A 15,216-nucleotide genomic window follows, 5' to 3' on the forward strand; every position below is an offset into this window, starting at 1 on the left:
ATTCCCCTTTATTACAAATTATGTCTATTTTATCATGTTTGCTCTGTCTTGATAAATTCAAACGCTCTATTTATCATGTTGGCCACGTCTTGCAATATTCAGCTCTTCTATTTATCATGTCGGCCACGTCTTGATAAATTCAGCCGCTCTATTTATCATGTTTGTCTCGTCTTGCAATATTCAGCCGCTCTATTTATCATGTTGACCACGTCTTGATTAATTCAAACGCTCTATTTATCATGTTTGCTCTGTCTTGATAAATTCAGACACTCTATTTATCATGTTGGACCTGTCTTGATAAATTCAAGCCTTTTATTCACTTTCCTAATAAAAATATGACATTTTTTTATACTTTTCTATATCTCTTCAATCCCACTATATTCAAAATTGTAAATCCTATTATAAATACAAGTAATATACACATATCAAACCAAATGTATTCAAATCCTTGTCCTTTAATCATTATATTCGTCAAAGCATCACCGGCATATCTTAATGGGAATAAATAACCAATTACGCTAATCCAACTTGCAACATTTTCTAACGGAATAATACCAGAGAAGAATACTTGTGGTATCACTACTATAGGAATAAATTGAATCATTTGGAATTCAGAATTTGCAAATGTAGAAACAAATATTCCCATTGCTAAAGCTGAAAGAGCAGTTAAAATATTAATTAATATTACCAACCAAATACTCCCAGCTAAATCTATTTTCAATAAGTAAATTGCATAAAAAACGATAATGATTGTTTGAAAAATAGCAAATAAGCCATATCCTGCTAAGTATCCAAATACTATTTCACTTCTTTTAACTGATGTTGCAAGCAAACGTTCTAAAGTACCATTTGTTCTCTCTCTTAATAAAGCAATACCAGATATTAAAAATACAAAGAAGAATACAAAGAATCCAATTAGTATAGGAAACATTTTATCAAAATAAGTACTATCTGAATCTCCATATAAATAATGATTGTCTAATTTCAATTCTTCAGAAGCTTTTGAGTTACTTTGTTTCAGATTATTGGGCAGTTTCTCAATAACATTAACCACATCTTGCATTTTATTTTTTTGTAATACGGTACTTATTATTTGCTTAGTCGCACTAGACTTACTTGGATCTTCATTTGTATATGTGACATACAAATCCGAACCTCTTTTTTCTATATATGCATCTAATTCTGATTTTTCTATCGTTTTTCTAATCGAATGTGTATTCTCATAACTTTTAATATCTACTTTATCTTTTGGTATTTCCTTTGTAATTGTACTCGGAACATTCTCATTTATACCTATTGTTAAATTAGTTTCTGAATTTGTATTAAATATGAAATACATAAGTGTTAATACTAATATTGGCGCAAATAGCATTAATGCAAGTGTTCTTTTATCTCTAATGAGCTCTTTAACAACTCTTATAAAAATAGCTTTAAACCTCATGATGATCACCTTCTTCAGCTTGTAAAAACACCTCTTCAATAGTGTTAACATTAAATTTATCTTTCAATGCTTGTGGTGTACCTATTTCAAAAAGTTTACCTTCAATTATTAAACCAATATAGTCACATCTTTCCGCTTCACTCATAACATGCGTTGTCACAATCACTGATTTACCTTTATTAGTTAAACTGTTCAACTGCTTCCAAATATCCCTTCTTAAACTAGGATCAATACCTACAGTTGGTTCATCTAAAATTATAAGGTCTGGGTTTGAAATGAGTGTAATAGCTAAAGAAAGTCTTCTTTTCATACCTCCAGAAAAAGTAGAAACAATTTTATCCATATCTTGCTCCAAGTTCACTAACTTCATATTTGTTACCATTTCTTGTTCTAATTTTTCTCCTTTTAAACCCATTAGATTGCCAAAGAATACTAAATTTTCTCGAGCAGATAAATTTTCATATAATGCATCACTTTGGCCCATATAACCTATACGGTTAAGCACTTTTCTATTTGGTATATCTTTGTTAAATACTATAGCATGACCTGATTCTAAACTTTCCATACCCATCAAACATTTAATGGTAGTTGTTTTCCCTGATCCACTAGGACCAATTAATCCTAATATCGTACCAGAATTGAGTTCTATATTTATATTATTTAAAACTGCTACTTTATCGTAGTACTTAGTCGCATTTTCTAATTTTGCTACAACCTCTGTCATAATTGGACAACTCCTTTTAAAATCTAGTTTCAATTTTATTTATTATTGCAATTATAACGCTCTTAAAGAAAAAACACCCACTAGTTAGTGAGTGTTAAAGTAAATCTTTCTGGAACTACAGGTACTTCTTGACTATCTAAACATAAAAATAAGTCCTTGTATCCGTTTATTATGTTATAGTAGTTTTCATTTTCTAAATCCCTTTTCTTCTCGCTAGGGACTTCTAATCCTCTATCTCGTAAAATTTTCAACTGTTGATTATGTGTTTTAAAAGGTTTCATTTAATTCATAACTCCTAAAAAGATAGCCATAACCCGAGTAGAGTTATGGCTAGATCATTTGTATATATATTACACTATTTCTCCAAGTAAAGCAACGACAAAATCATACAAAAAAGACGCTTCCCAAAGGTTTAGTAACCTAATGGGAAACGTCAATAAAAATTATGTCATTAATATTTGCTAAATGCCTTCAAATCAACGTTTGATGGCTATTTTACATCATGCCTGGCATACCGCCCATGCCGCCCATATCTGGTGCAGCTGGTTCGTCTTCTGGTATATCTGCTACTACCGCTTCAGTAGTTAAGAACATTGCTGCTACTGATGCTGCATTTTGTAATGCTGAACGTGTAACTTTTGTTGGATCCACAATACCTGCATCTAACATGTTTACCCATTCGTCTGTTGCTGCATTGAAACCAATACCTTCATCTGCATTTTTAAGTTTTTCAACTATAATTGAACCTTCTAATCCAGCATTTTCAACTATTTGACGTAATGGTGCTTCTAAAGCTTTCAATACAATATTCACACCTGTTTGAACGTCGCCTTTAGCATCTACTTCTGCTACTTTATTATATATTGAAACAAGTGCAGTACCACCACCTGCTACAATACCTTCTTCAACTGCAGCACGTGTAGAGTTTAATGCATCTTCAATTCTTAATTTACGTTCTTTTAATTCAGTTTCAGTTGCTGCACCTACTTTTATAACTGCAACACCGCCTGCCAATTTAGCTAAGCGTTCTTGTAATTTTGTACGGTCGAAATCTGAAGTAGTTTCTTCGATTTGTGCTTTAATTTGACCAACACGAGCATCTATATTAACTGAATCTCCTTGACCTTCAACTATTGTTGTATCATCTTTAGTTACTTGAACTTTACCTGCTTCTCCAAGCATATCTAATGATGTTTCTTTTAAGTCTAAACCTAAATCATCAGTAATAACTTGTCCACCAGTTAAAATAGCTAAATCATCTAACATTGCTTTACGACGATCACCAAATCCTGGTGCTTTAACAGCAACAGCAGTAAATGTTCCACGTAATCTATTTAATACTAAGTTAGTTAATGCGTCACCATCTACATCATCAGCAACGATTAAAATCGGTCTGTTTGTTTGTAATATTTTTTCTAAAATAGGTAAAATATCTTGGAATGATGAGATTTTTTTATCTGTAATTAAAATGTAAGGATTTTCTAATTCAGCTGTCATTTTATCAGAATCTGTAACCATATATGGAGAAGTATATCCTCTATCAAATTGCATACCTTCCACGACTTCTAATTCAGTACTGAATCCTTTTGATTCTTCAATTGTAATTACACCGTCATTACCGACTTTCTCCATAGCTTCTGAAATAAATTTACCTATTTCTTCATCAGCTGCTGAGATAGAACCAACTTGAGCAATTTCTTCTTTCTTCTCAACTGGTTGTGAAATTCTGTGTAATTCTTCTAATGCTACTTTAACAGCTTTATCGATACCTTCACGAATACCAACAGGATTAGCACCACTTGTTACGTTTTTCAAACCTTCTTGAATCATAGCTTGAGCTAACACTGTCGCTGTAGTCGTACCGTCACCAGCAACATCATTTGTTTGGTTAGCAACTTCAGCTACTAACTTAGCTCCCATATTTTCGTATGCATCTTCTAATTCAATTTCTTTTGCAATTGTTACACCATCATTAGTAATTAATGGTGAAGTGAATTTTTTATCTAAAACGACATTACGTCCTTTTGGTCCTAATGTAACTTTAACTGCATTAGCTAATTTATCAACACCAGCGAGCATTGAACGACGTGCATCTTCTGAAAATTTTAATTCTTTAGCCATTTATAATACCTCCATAATATATCTTCAACAAATCTAAATTAATTATTCTATAACTGCTAAAATATCCTCTTCTGAAAGGATAATATATGTCTCTTTATCACGTTTAACTTCTGTTCCTGCATATTGTTGATAAACAACTTGATCTCCTACAGCAACATCTACAGTAAGTCTTGTGCCATCTTCTAAACGCTTACCTGGTCCAACAGCTACAACTTTACCTTCGTTAGACTGTTCTTTAGCTGAATCTGTTAATACAATTCCGCTAGCTGTAGTTTGTTCTGTTTCTGTTTTCTCGATAATAATTCTATCTCCCAATGGTTTTAACATTTATAAAATCCTCCTTGGCGCTATTAATATTAGCACTCTTAATACTTAAGTGCTAACTACATTTTTATAATAATCAAATTTGGTCAAAATTACAAGCAATATAACTTAATTTTTTCTCTTTTCGTACTAAATAAGGTACAATATGTACATGTTTATTTTTGGAGGAATTGAAATATGCAATTTAATCGACTAACTGTCAACATTGCTACATTACTATTATTTGCCGTTGTACAAACGATAGCAATTATACCAAATAGCTTATACGCGGATTCAGGACTATCTAAAATCACAAGATTAGAGATTAGTTTAACTTGGATGTCTGCTTCAGCTATCATTGCAGTGTTACTATTATGGTTTATGAACTCAAATATTAAAAATCCAACTCGTCTTGAGAAACAAACAAAAGAACCATGGGTATATGTTATTTTTTGGTGCATAGCGGGAATATTTCTTGCAATGTTCGGACAAATAATCGCAGCTTTAATCAATACTTATATTCTTAATCAACCTATGGAGAGCGGTAACACGCAAAATCTTATGAAGATTGCACAACAATCACATATATTGATTATTTATATCGTATTAGCTGGTCCTATACTTGAAGAACTGATATTCCGAAAATTAATTTTTGGTGAAATATATAATATGATTAAAGCACCTAAATGGTTAAGTTTTATAATCGCAGTATTAGTCAGTTCGTTTGTCTTTTCTCTAGCACATTCAGACCCCGAACATACTTTAATCTATGTAGTAATGGGAACTGTTTTTAGTGGGCTATATGTTTTAACTAAAAGAATCATCGTACCAATCGTTGCCCATATGGGAATGAATGGTATCGTAGTTTTAGGTCAAATTGTTTTTAAAGATCAACTTAATGAACAAATAGAAAAACAATCACAAGTATCTAACCTTATTTATCAAACATTTATTAATATGTATTCATAAAAATAAAAAGCCTCGGATATTTTTATCCTTGGCTTTTATTTTTCAATATTGTTTAACGCCCCATAAAGCTTCTTCACATTTTTTAATGATATACTTTAACACTTCAATTCTTGCTGATTTTTTATTATCAGCTGGTACAATGTGCCATGGTGCGTAATCGGTATTTGTTTTTTCTATCATATCGTGACTAGCTTCAATATATAAATCCCATTTCTCTCGATTACGCCAATCTTCATCGGTTATTTTCCATTGTTTTTCAGGGGTTTCTTCTCTTTCTTTAAATCTTTTTAGCTGTTCATCTTTATCTAAAGTTAAAAAGAATTTTAATACAATTGCACCTTCATCCGTCCACATTTTCTCAAATTGATTAATTTCTTGATACGCACGTGACCATTCATCTTTAGTTGCAAATCCTTCGACTCTTTCAACTAAGACTCTGCCATACCAACTTCTATCAAATATTTCAACATGCCCACTTCTTGGCATATCTTTTGCAAATCGCCATAAATAATGATGAGTAAGTTCGACATCTGTAGGTGCACTAATTGCATTGACCTCATAACCAGTTGGGTCTAATTTTTCTCTTACTCTTTTTATATTTCCACCTTTACCGGCAGCATCCATTCCTTCATACACCAATATTAAAGGTATTTTTCTTTCATACAAAGCAAATTGCAGCTCTTTTAACCTGCTTTGTAGTTCACCTATTAATGATTTGTATGTTTTATTGTTTATCTTTTCAATAGATTGATTAAGTAATTCAGATTTAAAATTATCACTAAAATTGCCATCACTTACTTTCTTAGTCTCTTTATGTAGTTGAATGGCACTTTTTAAACGCGTTATAATATGTTGATTCATTGATTTAATAGCTTCATCTTTTTCTGTATAATCAATAATTTTCCATTCATCTTTAGGTGCATCTTTTAAAATTTTATGCATCTCTTTATGGTAAACATCATCAGCTATAGCACTTTCATATTCTTGTGCTTTCCAATTTGTAAGTGGATTTTCCTTCATTTCTTTTAAATGCGCTTTTCTTTTTTTATCACTAATCTCAATATAAAACTTAATTATTTCATACCCATCATCTTTAATCATCGATTCAAAATTCTGTATTTGTCTTTTTAATACATGATATTTATTATAAATGGAATTCTTGATTTTATTTTCTTGGTATTCAATAAAATATGCATACCAACTTCTAAAATAAATGTTAATATCTCCTCTAGCAGGTAAACTGTTCCAATATTTCTGTAAAAATTGGTACCTAAGATCATCCTCTGTAGGAGACTTTGTAGGTATAAAACGCGTGTATTTTGCATCAAGTGTTAATAAAAGTTCGTTAGATAGTCTTGTCTTCCCTGAAGCTGGAACACCCTCAAATACAATCATAATAGGAATTCCAAGTTCTTTAGTTTCCCTAGTTAAAGCTGCTACTTCTAAAGATAATTGTTCATTATTTTTAGTCATATCAATACACCTCTTTTCAAATAATATTATATGCCCACATTACAGTTTTCGCAATTTTCAAGTAATTATTATATTGATAATGGTATAATACTTTTAATATGGAGGGAAAATTATGACACTTACATTTAAAGAATATCAATATGAACAAATAAACATTGAAGAAAAAGAACAAAAAACGAAATCACTTTTAAAAATATTAGATCACGCTGAAACAATTGCTGAAGCTATAGAAACTATAAATAAAATAAACAAAATAAGAAATCATACAGATACATACTTCAACATTGCTTACATTAGAGCATCTATCGACAGTCACGATGATTTTTATAGTAAGGAAAGAGACTTTTTTGATGAAAATATGCCTAAAATACAAAATTTAGATAACCTATTTTATGAATCATTACTTAATTCTAAATTTAAAGACGAGCTAATTAAACATTTTGGTCAACAATTATTTTCTTTAGCTGAAGTTGCTTTATACACTTATCATCCTTCAATCAATGAATTACTCGTAAAAGAAAATAAGTTAGTAAGTAAATATGATAAATTAGTTGCCTCAGCAGAAATTGAATATAAAGGAGAACAGTTAAATTTATCACAGTTTAGCAAATATTTAATAAATAAAGATAGAAATATACGTAGAGATGCATACATTACGAAAGAAAAATTTTTCGACGCTCATTTAGAAGATTTTGATCGAATTTATGATGAGCTTGTTAAAGTTAGACATGAAATAGCTATAAAATTAGGATATGACAATTTTGTTCAACTTGGTTATGATCGCATGCAAAGGATTGGATATGGTGATCAAGATGTTAAAGTTTTTAGAGATCAAGTAAAAGAATTTATCGTTCCTATAGCTGAAACTATTAAAGCACAACATGCTAAACGTATAGATGTTAACCAATTAAAAGTATATGACCAAAATTTCACGTTTAAATTGGGATCACCTAAACCACAAATAACAACAGATGAAATTGTAGAAAATGCTAGAACAATGTATTATGAACGCTCTAATGAAACAGCAAAATTCATAGATTTTATGATAGATAAAGAATTGTTTGATTTAGAAGCTAAGAAAGGAAAAGAAAGTGGTGGTTATTGCACTATTATTAATGATTTCAAATCACCATTTATCTTCGCCAACTTTAATGGTACACAAGGTGACATCGAAGTCATGACTCATGAAGCTGGTCACGCTTTTCAAGTTTTTGAAAGTCTAAAATATTCTGTACCTGAATATTACTTTCCGACTTCTGAAGCATGTGAAATACACTCTATGAGTATGGAATATTTAACTTATCCATGGATGAAATTATTTTTCAAAGAAGACACAGAAAAATTTAAGTTATCACATTTAGAAGATAATATTAAATTTTTACCATATGGCGTAGCGATAGATGAATTTCAACATAAAGTGTATGAAAATCCAGGTATTTCTGTTGAAGAACGAAGAAAAATTTGGTCTAACATAGAGAAGAAATACTTACCAACTATAGATTATGATGGCATACACCACTTAGAAGATGGCGCTTTTTGGCATAGACAAGGTCATATATTTGCTTCACCTTTTTATTATATCGATTATACATTAGCCACAATTTGTGCAATGCAATTTTATATCAAACAAGAAAATGATAAAGAACAAGCATGGGCTGACTATTTAAAAATATGTCAAATCGGCGGATCTCAATCATTTGTGGATATTATTGAATCAGTTGGTTTACAATCACCATTTGAAAAAGGCACTGTAAAATCAATTGTGGAACACATTTATAAAGCAATTCAAAATATTGATCAGTCCCAATTCTAAAGACAACTTTACTAAGTTCTGCCAAGTTGTAGATTAAGTCACTAGTTAATCGAAGAGTTCGGCCAAGTTGTAGATTAAGTCACTAGTTAATCGAAGAGATTGACCAAGTTGTAGATTAAGTCCGGCGTTAATCGAAGAGTTCTGCCAAATGAAAGGCTGAGACAATTAACTTGTCTCAGCCTTATTTTTTCATATCTAATTTATTAAGATTTAGTTACTTTTCTCAAGAAGAATACAATTACAGATCCTAAAATTACTACTATCGCTAACGAAATACCAATAATTAGTGGCTTTGAAACATCTTTTTTTTCTGAAGCTGTATCAAAACTTTCAGTAGTTGTTGAAGTGGATTCTGTTTTTGTATCATTATCTTCATTTGTGGATGTAGTTGCTGTTGTATTAGATGTTTTTTTAAATTTAGGATGAGCTAAATCAGGTCTACTTCCTACTTTACTCGTAACCAAATCTAAAACATCTTCATCCAATTTGCTATAATATTCTTCAGAGTTACCTGGAATGAACTTTGGATCTTCTCCTTCAGAATATTGTTGTTCATAATTATCAGGATAAGATGGCATAGTAGGTGTATATTGATCTATATATTGATCTATATATTGGCTATTATAGTTGTTATTATTTGAGTCATTTGATTTTGGTTCTTCAGTTGATGGTTTTCCTTCACCTGAATTATTAGGCGGTGGTGTTTGATTATTGCTATTTCCACCATTTGGTTCTTCCGTACTCGGTTCCTCTGTACTTGGCTTTTCACCTGTATTAGGTTCTTCTGTGCTCGGTTCTTCTGTTGATGGTTTTCCCCCACCTGAATTTGGCTCTTCCGTACTCGGTTCTTCTGTACTTGGTTTTTCACCTGTATTAGGTTCTTCTGTGCTTGGTTCTTCAGTTGATGGTTTTCCCTCACCTGAATTTGGCTCTTCTGTACTCGGTTCCTCTGTACTTGGTTTTTCACTTGTGTTCGGTTCTTTGATTGGTTCTTCTGTACTTGGTTTTTCACTTGTATTCGGTTCTTTGTTTGGTTCTTCTGTACTTGGTTTTTCACTTGTATTCGGTTCTTCTGTACTTGAATCTTTTTTCTTCTCTGTTTTTTGTTTAGTTTGTTCTTCAGCTGTATTAGGAGAAGTGTCTTTCACATTTGATTGTGAAGGTTCAATAGCGAGTGTATCATTCCCGTGTGCTACACCTATAACCATCGAAGATAATAATAAAGTTGATATAATTGAATTTTTAAGTACCTTCATAAATGTTATCCCCCTCCTATACGTTTTCAATATTATAAGTATAAATCATAAATATCTTGTTTTCTATGCTTTAACCCCATATGTTACACAGAATTAATATTTTGTAATAACTTATTCATATTTCTAATAATTAGAGGTTAAGATAAGTTGTACATAATAATTACTCCCTATCCAAAAATTGAATTTCGAATAGGGAGACTTTTAATGTTTTAACTATTTAGTTGCAAGTTATATTTTGTAAATTTCAAATAGACTTGCCCTGATTCTGTTGAAGTTCTAAAGTTTACTGCATTTTCATCCGGAAAAATTCTAGTTGTAAATACGCATTCTCCATCATTTACGAAAATTTCTAAACTTGAAGTATCGCTATAAATTCTTAACTGTTCTAAATCCTTATTTAAAGTTGTTGTACGCGTTGCTTTATCAACCGCTTCACTCACAACACCACTTTCAAAACGGTCTAATGTCAGCTGCTTTGTTCTTGTATTATAAATTATTTGAGTAGAACATTTTTTTGAAACTCTTACATCAAAATATATTTCTGTCGCTTCATTTTCAATAATATCTATAATCAACTCATATTGTTTACCTTCATATGGATGTAATTTCACAGAGTGTTTGTTTGCATAACCTTCTGCTGTTTCTTTATTCGTTCTTAATTTTTCTAGAGCTTTAATCGGTCTTTGAACTAGTTTATTATTTTCGATTGTTAACTCTCTTGGAATTGTTAAACAGTGCGCCCAACCTTCTTCATCAGTTGCATAATCAATTTCAGGAAGTCCCATCCAACCTATTAAAATTCTTTTACCATTTTTGTCTAAAAATGTTTGTGGTGCATAAAAATCAAAGCCTTGATCTAGTTCAATAAAATGATGATGCTCAAATTCTAAAGTATCGATATTAAAATCACCAATTAGATAGCCAGATTGATATATGTTTTCAAATTGATTATTTTGAGGTTCAATACCCTGTGGAGAAAAGATGAATACATCTTTCTCATCCAGCTTGAACAAGTCTGGGCATTCCCACATATAACCGAAATCTTGTAATTTAGTATGTATTTCACCCTTTAAAGTCCAATCTTTAATGTTAACAGACTCATAAATAACTGCACTTCCCGTTTCATTTTCTCTTTGTATTCCAAAAATAGCATAGTACTTATCTTTTTCTTTCCATACTTTAGGGTCTCTAAAATGTTCAGTATAGCCTTTTGGAACATCATGAATCACAGGTTTATCAAATTTCTTAAATGATCCATCTTCTTGTTGAACTGCAATCATTTGTGTTGATTTTCTATTCCATTCATTATCTCTAACGTTACCTGTGTACATTAAATGTAATTTGCCTTCGTAATCAAATGCACTTCCAGAATAAACTCCATGACTATCGAATTCTGTATCTGGTGATAAAGCAACTCCTTCATCTTTAAAACTCGTTAAGTTTTTACTTGTATAGTGATACCAATACTTCAATCCATGTACAGCTCCTAATGGAAACCACTGATGAAATATATGGTATGTACCATTATGATAAATAACTCCATTAGGATCGTTTAATAATCCTGACTTTGGTTGTATGTGAAAGATTTGACGCCATTTTGATTGGTTAACTTGTTCTAGCAGTTTATTATATTCAACTTCAGATATGTCTGATAGTTTTTTGTATTGTTCTTCACGTGTCCAATTTACCATTATCATTCTCCTTACTTCTCATTTTAACCGGCTGCATAATATACTTATTTTATCATATTTTATAAGCTAATTTATCCTTCGTTTCAAAATGATTGTTCTCAAACCACATTTCTTTCAAATAAAAAAACTGCCAACAAAGTTAAGTTTTGTCGACAGTTTGAATACTTATATTATTGTTTTTCGACTGTTATAGTCCATGAAGCATCGCCTAATTGTTCATAATTAGTAACAGGATATCCATTATCCGCTGCCCAATTTGGAAGTGCTTCTGTTGCTTGTGTACAATCGAAATCTATTTTTAGTTGCTCTCCAACTTGTATTTCATCCATTTTATTTTGTGCTTCTATTAATGGAAATGGACATACCATTCCAACAGTACCTAATTCATGTACCATTATTACACGCTCCTTTTATTAAATACTTTGTGTATTCACTTGTGTTTTAGCTTGTCTAGCTTTTCTAGGTTTAACAAAAATGAAGTAACTCATAAACCAAGCACCAAAAATCATTGAAGGTAAGGCAACCCAACCTTGCCAACTCATAGCTGCTGTAGATACTAGTCCATTACCGATTGAACAACCGCCTGCTAATGATGCACCTACACCCATACAAGCACCACCAATCACACTATTTCTAATTGTCTTAGTATCTGGCATTCTCCATTTAAATTCTCTTGAGCCTTTAGCTGCAATATATGAACCTACGAAAATACCTAATACTAAAAATACACCCCAGTTTATTAATGAAACATCTCCAGTCACTAAATACTGAACGATATTGGCTGAAGGAGTTGTAATACCAAGTCCTCCAACTCTACCAGTTGAAGCGCTCATTGGCCAAGCAATTAAAGCAATAACTCCTACTGCAACTGCCGCAACAAAAGGATGGTATCTTTTTTCAAATAACATATGACGTATTCCCGTATATTTCGGTTTTAATTGAGGTATAGCAACTTTTGGTTTTTTCAAAGTTTTTGTAACAAAATATGCTGTTATCATTACTAACACTATAATTAATAACCAAACAGGTATATTAAGTGTTTCAGACATATTTGAATTCATTACACTATATGAATTTATATTTTCTTGTAAAGGATTTAAAGGACCAGATTTCATAATTGCGGCCGTCACACCATACAATACTAATGCAATCCAGCTTCCTATTAATCCTTCACCTGCTCTGTACCATGTACCAGTTGCACACCCACCAGCTAGTATAATACCAATACCAAATACAAATGATCCAAGTATCGTACCTACTAATGGAAATGTTTCCGCTTCTATTTTAAAGACGCCTAATCCTACTAAAGTAAATAACCCAATACTTTGAATAGAAATAGCTATTAATAAAGCATAAAACATTTTATTATTTTTTTGTACATACATATCTCTAAATCCGCCTGTTAAACAAAAACGTGTTCTTTGCATAACAAAGCCGAGTAATATACCGACGATAAGTCCACTCATAACCATCCAAATCACGTTTACATCTCCTTATTCTTATTACTTTGATAGGAATAATAATATATGATATTCCACATTTTTTCAAGTTACCATTTCATTACAAAAGTTTGATAATTCAAAAAAAGAAAAAACAACCGTAATTTTTACGGTTGTTTCGTTTCATCTTCATCCATACCTAGTTCTTCTTCCATTAACTTTTGTTCTGCTTTTAAATATTTTTTATAACCTATTTTAGAAATTATGATACTAATCTCATATAAAAGTATCATCGGAATTGTAAATAACATATGTGTCATAAAATCAGGTGGAGCTATTAATGCTGCTACGACAAGTAATATGAAGTATGCATATTTTCTGTTTTTCTTTAAGAACATCGGTGTTACAATCCCTAATCTTGTTAAGAATAATAATAAAATTGGCAATTGAAATACGAAACCAAAAGGTATCGTAAATTTGAATAATTCACTAAAATATTCTTTAATACCAATGGTCTGCTTTATACCCATGTCATCTGCTAGTCCCATCGTAAATGCTATTAAATATGGGAATATGATAAAGTATGAAAATAACAAACCTCCTACAAACAAGAACAAACTAAATGGAATATAACTTAGTGTAACTTTTTGTTCTTTTGGATGTAATCCCGGAGATATAAATGCCCATATTTCATATAATATAACTGGTGATACAATAATAAATGCAATAATGATAATCATTGCTATGTATATTGTGAGTGGATCTGTTATCCTAAACGCATTCAATTCTAATGTTTGGGTAAAATCATCATTCGTAATATAGTAAATCACTGGTTTAGCAATGAAAAATCCAATAATGAGCCCACCTATTAGAAAATATGCAATAATCATAATACGACCACGTAATTCTTCTAAGTGTTCGACAAAAGTTAAATTGTCTTTATCCACCATCTTACCTCCAATCTAAAAAAAGATGTGGCAGGAAACCCGCCACATTCAAGGGAACATCTGTTAAATAAAATTCTATTTAACTTCTTTATCTTTGCTATCTTCAGGATTACTTTTCTTTTCATCAAAGTTTGTCATGCCATCTGTAGCATCTTTAAATTCTTTCAAAGTTGATCCCATCGCTCTACCAAACTGTGGTAATTTCTTTGGCCCAAATATAATTAATGCTACTACCCCTATAAATAATAAACTAACTGGTCCTGAAATACCGACTGTATTAATAAACGTTAAAGCTTCCATTTGATACCCTCCTATTGATTCTTCATAAAGAAGATTAAAGATTGCAATTCAATTCCTAAATCTATATGATGAACCTGCACTTTCTCAGGTACATTTATTCTTTGAGGTGTAAAATTCAAAATACCAGTAATTCCAGCAGATGTTATACGATCAGCAACTCTTTGTGCTGCTTGTTGTGGTACTGTCAATATTACAACTTGTATACCTACTTCTTCAACTACTTTTTCAAAATCATCCATACTATCAACTGTCAATTTACCTACCATACTTCCAGATATACTTTCAGATTGATCGAAAGCTGCGACAATTTGCATTCTATCATTAACAGTAAAATTATAATTCACAAGTGCAGTACCTAAATTACCAACACCAACGATTGCGACTTTAGTCATATCATCTTGTTCAAGGGTTGTTCTAAAAAATTTTAATAAATAACTAATATTGTATCCGTAACCCTTTTTTCCTAATTCACCAAAATATGAAAAATCTCGGCGAATTGTAGCTGAATCAATTTTAAGACCTTCACTTAATTCTTTTGAAGATACACGATCTACGCCTGAATTATGAAGTGTACTAACAAATCTATAATAAAGAGGCAAACGTTTCAAAGTTGCTTTAGGGATCTTCACATCATTCTTTGCCAAAATCCTCACCTTTTCCACTATAAAATAATGTGATTGCGTTCACATCTAATGGGTTTATTATAACAAACTTCACATAAAATAACTATATAAATATT

The 15,216-nt window shown here is 31.3% G+C and carries 14 protein-coding genes and 1 pseudogene; 2 read left to right on the forward strand and 13 right to left on the reverse strand.

The features are described from left to right. Window positions 1-346 precede the first annotated feature (346 nt). From LQ668_RS09220 to groES, 5 genes and pseudogenes are all read right to left on the reverse strand, one after another. Window positions 347-1,441, reverse strand: a complete 1,095-nt coding sequence (locus tag LQ668_RS09220) for an ABC transporter permease (RefSeq protein WP_078358269.1) — start codon at window positions 1,439-1,441, stop codon at window positions 347-349. Further along, the gene (locus LQ668_RS09225) at window positions 1,431-2,165 is read right to left on the reverse strand and encodes an ABC transporter ATP-binding protein (protein ID WP_078358270.1); all 735 of its coding nucleotides are present in this window, start codon (window positions 2,163-2,165) and stop codon (window positions 1,431-1,433) included. The genes LQ668_RS09220 and LQ668_RS09225 overlap by 11 nt, the downstream gene beginning before the upstream one ends. Window positions 2,166-2,266: 101 nt before the next feature. Continuing rightward, window positions 2,267-2,446 (reverse strand): annotated as a pseudogene (locus LQ668_RS09230) (Abi family protein); the annotation flags it as partial. A gap of 214 nt (window positions 2,447-2,660) precedes the next feature. Then, on the reverse strand, window positions 2,661-4,286 hold the full coding sequence (gene groL / locus LQ668_RS09235; RefSeq protein ID WP_078358271.1) for a chaperonin GroEL: 1,626 nt from the start codon (window positions 4,284-4,286) through the stop codon (window positions 2,661-2,663). Between the two features lie 42 nt (window positions 4,287-4,328). After that, window positions 4,329-4,613, reverse strand: a complete 285-nt coding sequence (groES, locus tag LQ668_RS09240; protein ID WP_078358274.1) for a co-chaperone GroES — start codon at window positions 4,611-4,613, stop codon at window positions 4,329-4,331. Window positions 4,614-4,787: 174 nt separating this feature from the next. Here groES and mroQ point away from each other — a divergent pair, with 174 nt between their 5' ends. After that, window positions 4,788-5,558 (forward strand): intramembrane glutamic endopeptidase MroQ, encoded by a 771-nt coding sequence (mroQ, locus tag LQ668_RS09245; protein ID WP_078358277.1) that lies wholly within the window; start codon window positions 4,788-4,790, stop codon window positions 5,556-5,558. Window positions 5,559-5,600: 42 nt separating this feature from the next. On the opposite strand, the gene LQ668_RS09250 is transcribed toward mroQ, so the two are convergent. Next, window positions 5,601-7,031 carry a phosphate--AMP phosphotransferase gene (locus LQ668_RS09250; protein ID WP_107509497.1) on the reverse strand — a complete coding sequence of 477 codons (1,431 nt, stop codon included), beginning with the start codon at window positions 7,029-7,031 and terminating at the stop codon, window positions 5,601-5,603. A gap of 112 nt (window positions 7,032-7,143) precedes the next feature. Here LQ668_RS09250 and LQ668_RS09255 point away from each other — a divergent pair, with 112 nt between their 5' ends. Then, window positions 7,144-8,844, forward strand: coding sequence for a M3 family oligoendopeptidase (locus LQ668_RS09255; protein WP_107509496.1), 1,701 nt, complete (start codon window positions 7,144-7,146; stop codon window positions 8,842-8,844). A gap of 203 nt (window positions 8,845-9,047) precedes the next feature. Here LQ668_RS09255 and LQ668_RS09260 read toward each other — a convergent pair whose 3' ends face one another. From LQ668_RS09260 to LQ668_RS09290, 7 genes are all read right to left on the reverse strand, one after another. Continuing rightward, a complete protein-coding gene (locus LQ668_RS09260; RefSeq protein ID WP_218585265.1) occupies window positions 9,048-10,100 on the reverse strand; it encodes an SdrH family protein in 1,053 nt (350 codons plus the stop codon). Window positions 10,101-10,309: 209 nt separating this feature from the next. Next, window positions 10,310-11,791: a sucrose-6-phosphate hydrolase gene (locus tag LQ668_RS09265; RefSeq protein ID WP_078358285.1), complete on the reverse strand. Its 1,482-nt coding sequence runs from the start codon at window positions 11,789-11,791 to the stop codon at window positions 10,310-10,312. 170 nt (window positions 11,792-11,961) lie between these two features. Next, window positions 11,962-12,186, reverse strand: coding sequence for a sulfurtransferase TusA family protein (locus tag LQ668_RS09270; RefSeq protein ID WP_078358287.1), 225 nt, complete (start codon window positions 12,184-12,186; stop codon window positions 11,962-11,964). A gap of 18 nt (window positions 12,187-12,204) precedes the next feature. Continuing rightward, complete coding sequence (locus tag LQ668_RS09275; protein ID WP_078358290.1) at window positions 12,205-13,272, reverse strand: YeeE/YedE family protein; 1,068 nt, start codon at window positions 13,270-13,272, stop codon at window positions 12,205-12,207. Between the two features lie 125 nt (window positions 13,273-13,397). Continuing rightward, window positions 13,398-14,180 carry a twin-arginine translocase subunit TatC gene (gene tatC / locus LQ668_RS09280; protein ID WP_078358291.1) on the reverse strand — a complete coding sequence of 261 codons (783 nt, stop codon included), beginning with the start codon at window positions 14,178-14,180 and terminating at the stop codon, window positions 13,398-13,400. Between the two features lie 72 nt (window positions 14,181-14,252). Beyond that, window positions 14,253-14,477, reverse strand: coding sequence for a twin-arginine translocase TatA/TatE family subunit (locus LQ668_RS09285; protein ID WP_078358293.1), 225 nt, complete (start codon window positions 14,475-14,477; stop codon window positions 14,253-14,255). 11 nt (window positions 14,478-14,488) lie between these two features. Then, on the reverse strand, window positions 14,489-15,121 hold the full coding sequence (locus LQ668_RS09290; protein ID WP_078358294.1) for a redox-sensing transcriptional repressor Rex: 633 nt from the start codon (window positions 15,119-15,121) through the stop codon (window positions 14,489-14,491). Between the last annotated feature and the right edge of the window lie 95 nt (window positions 15,122-15,216).

The organism is Mammaliicoccus sp. K-M42, from assembly GCF_022386375.1.
Lineage (GTDB): Bacteria > Bacillota > Bacilli > Staphylococcales > Staphylococcaceae > Mammaliicoccus > Mammaliicoccus fleurettii.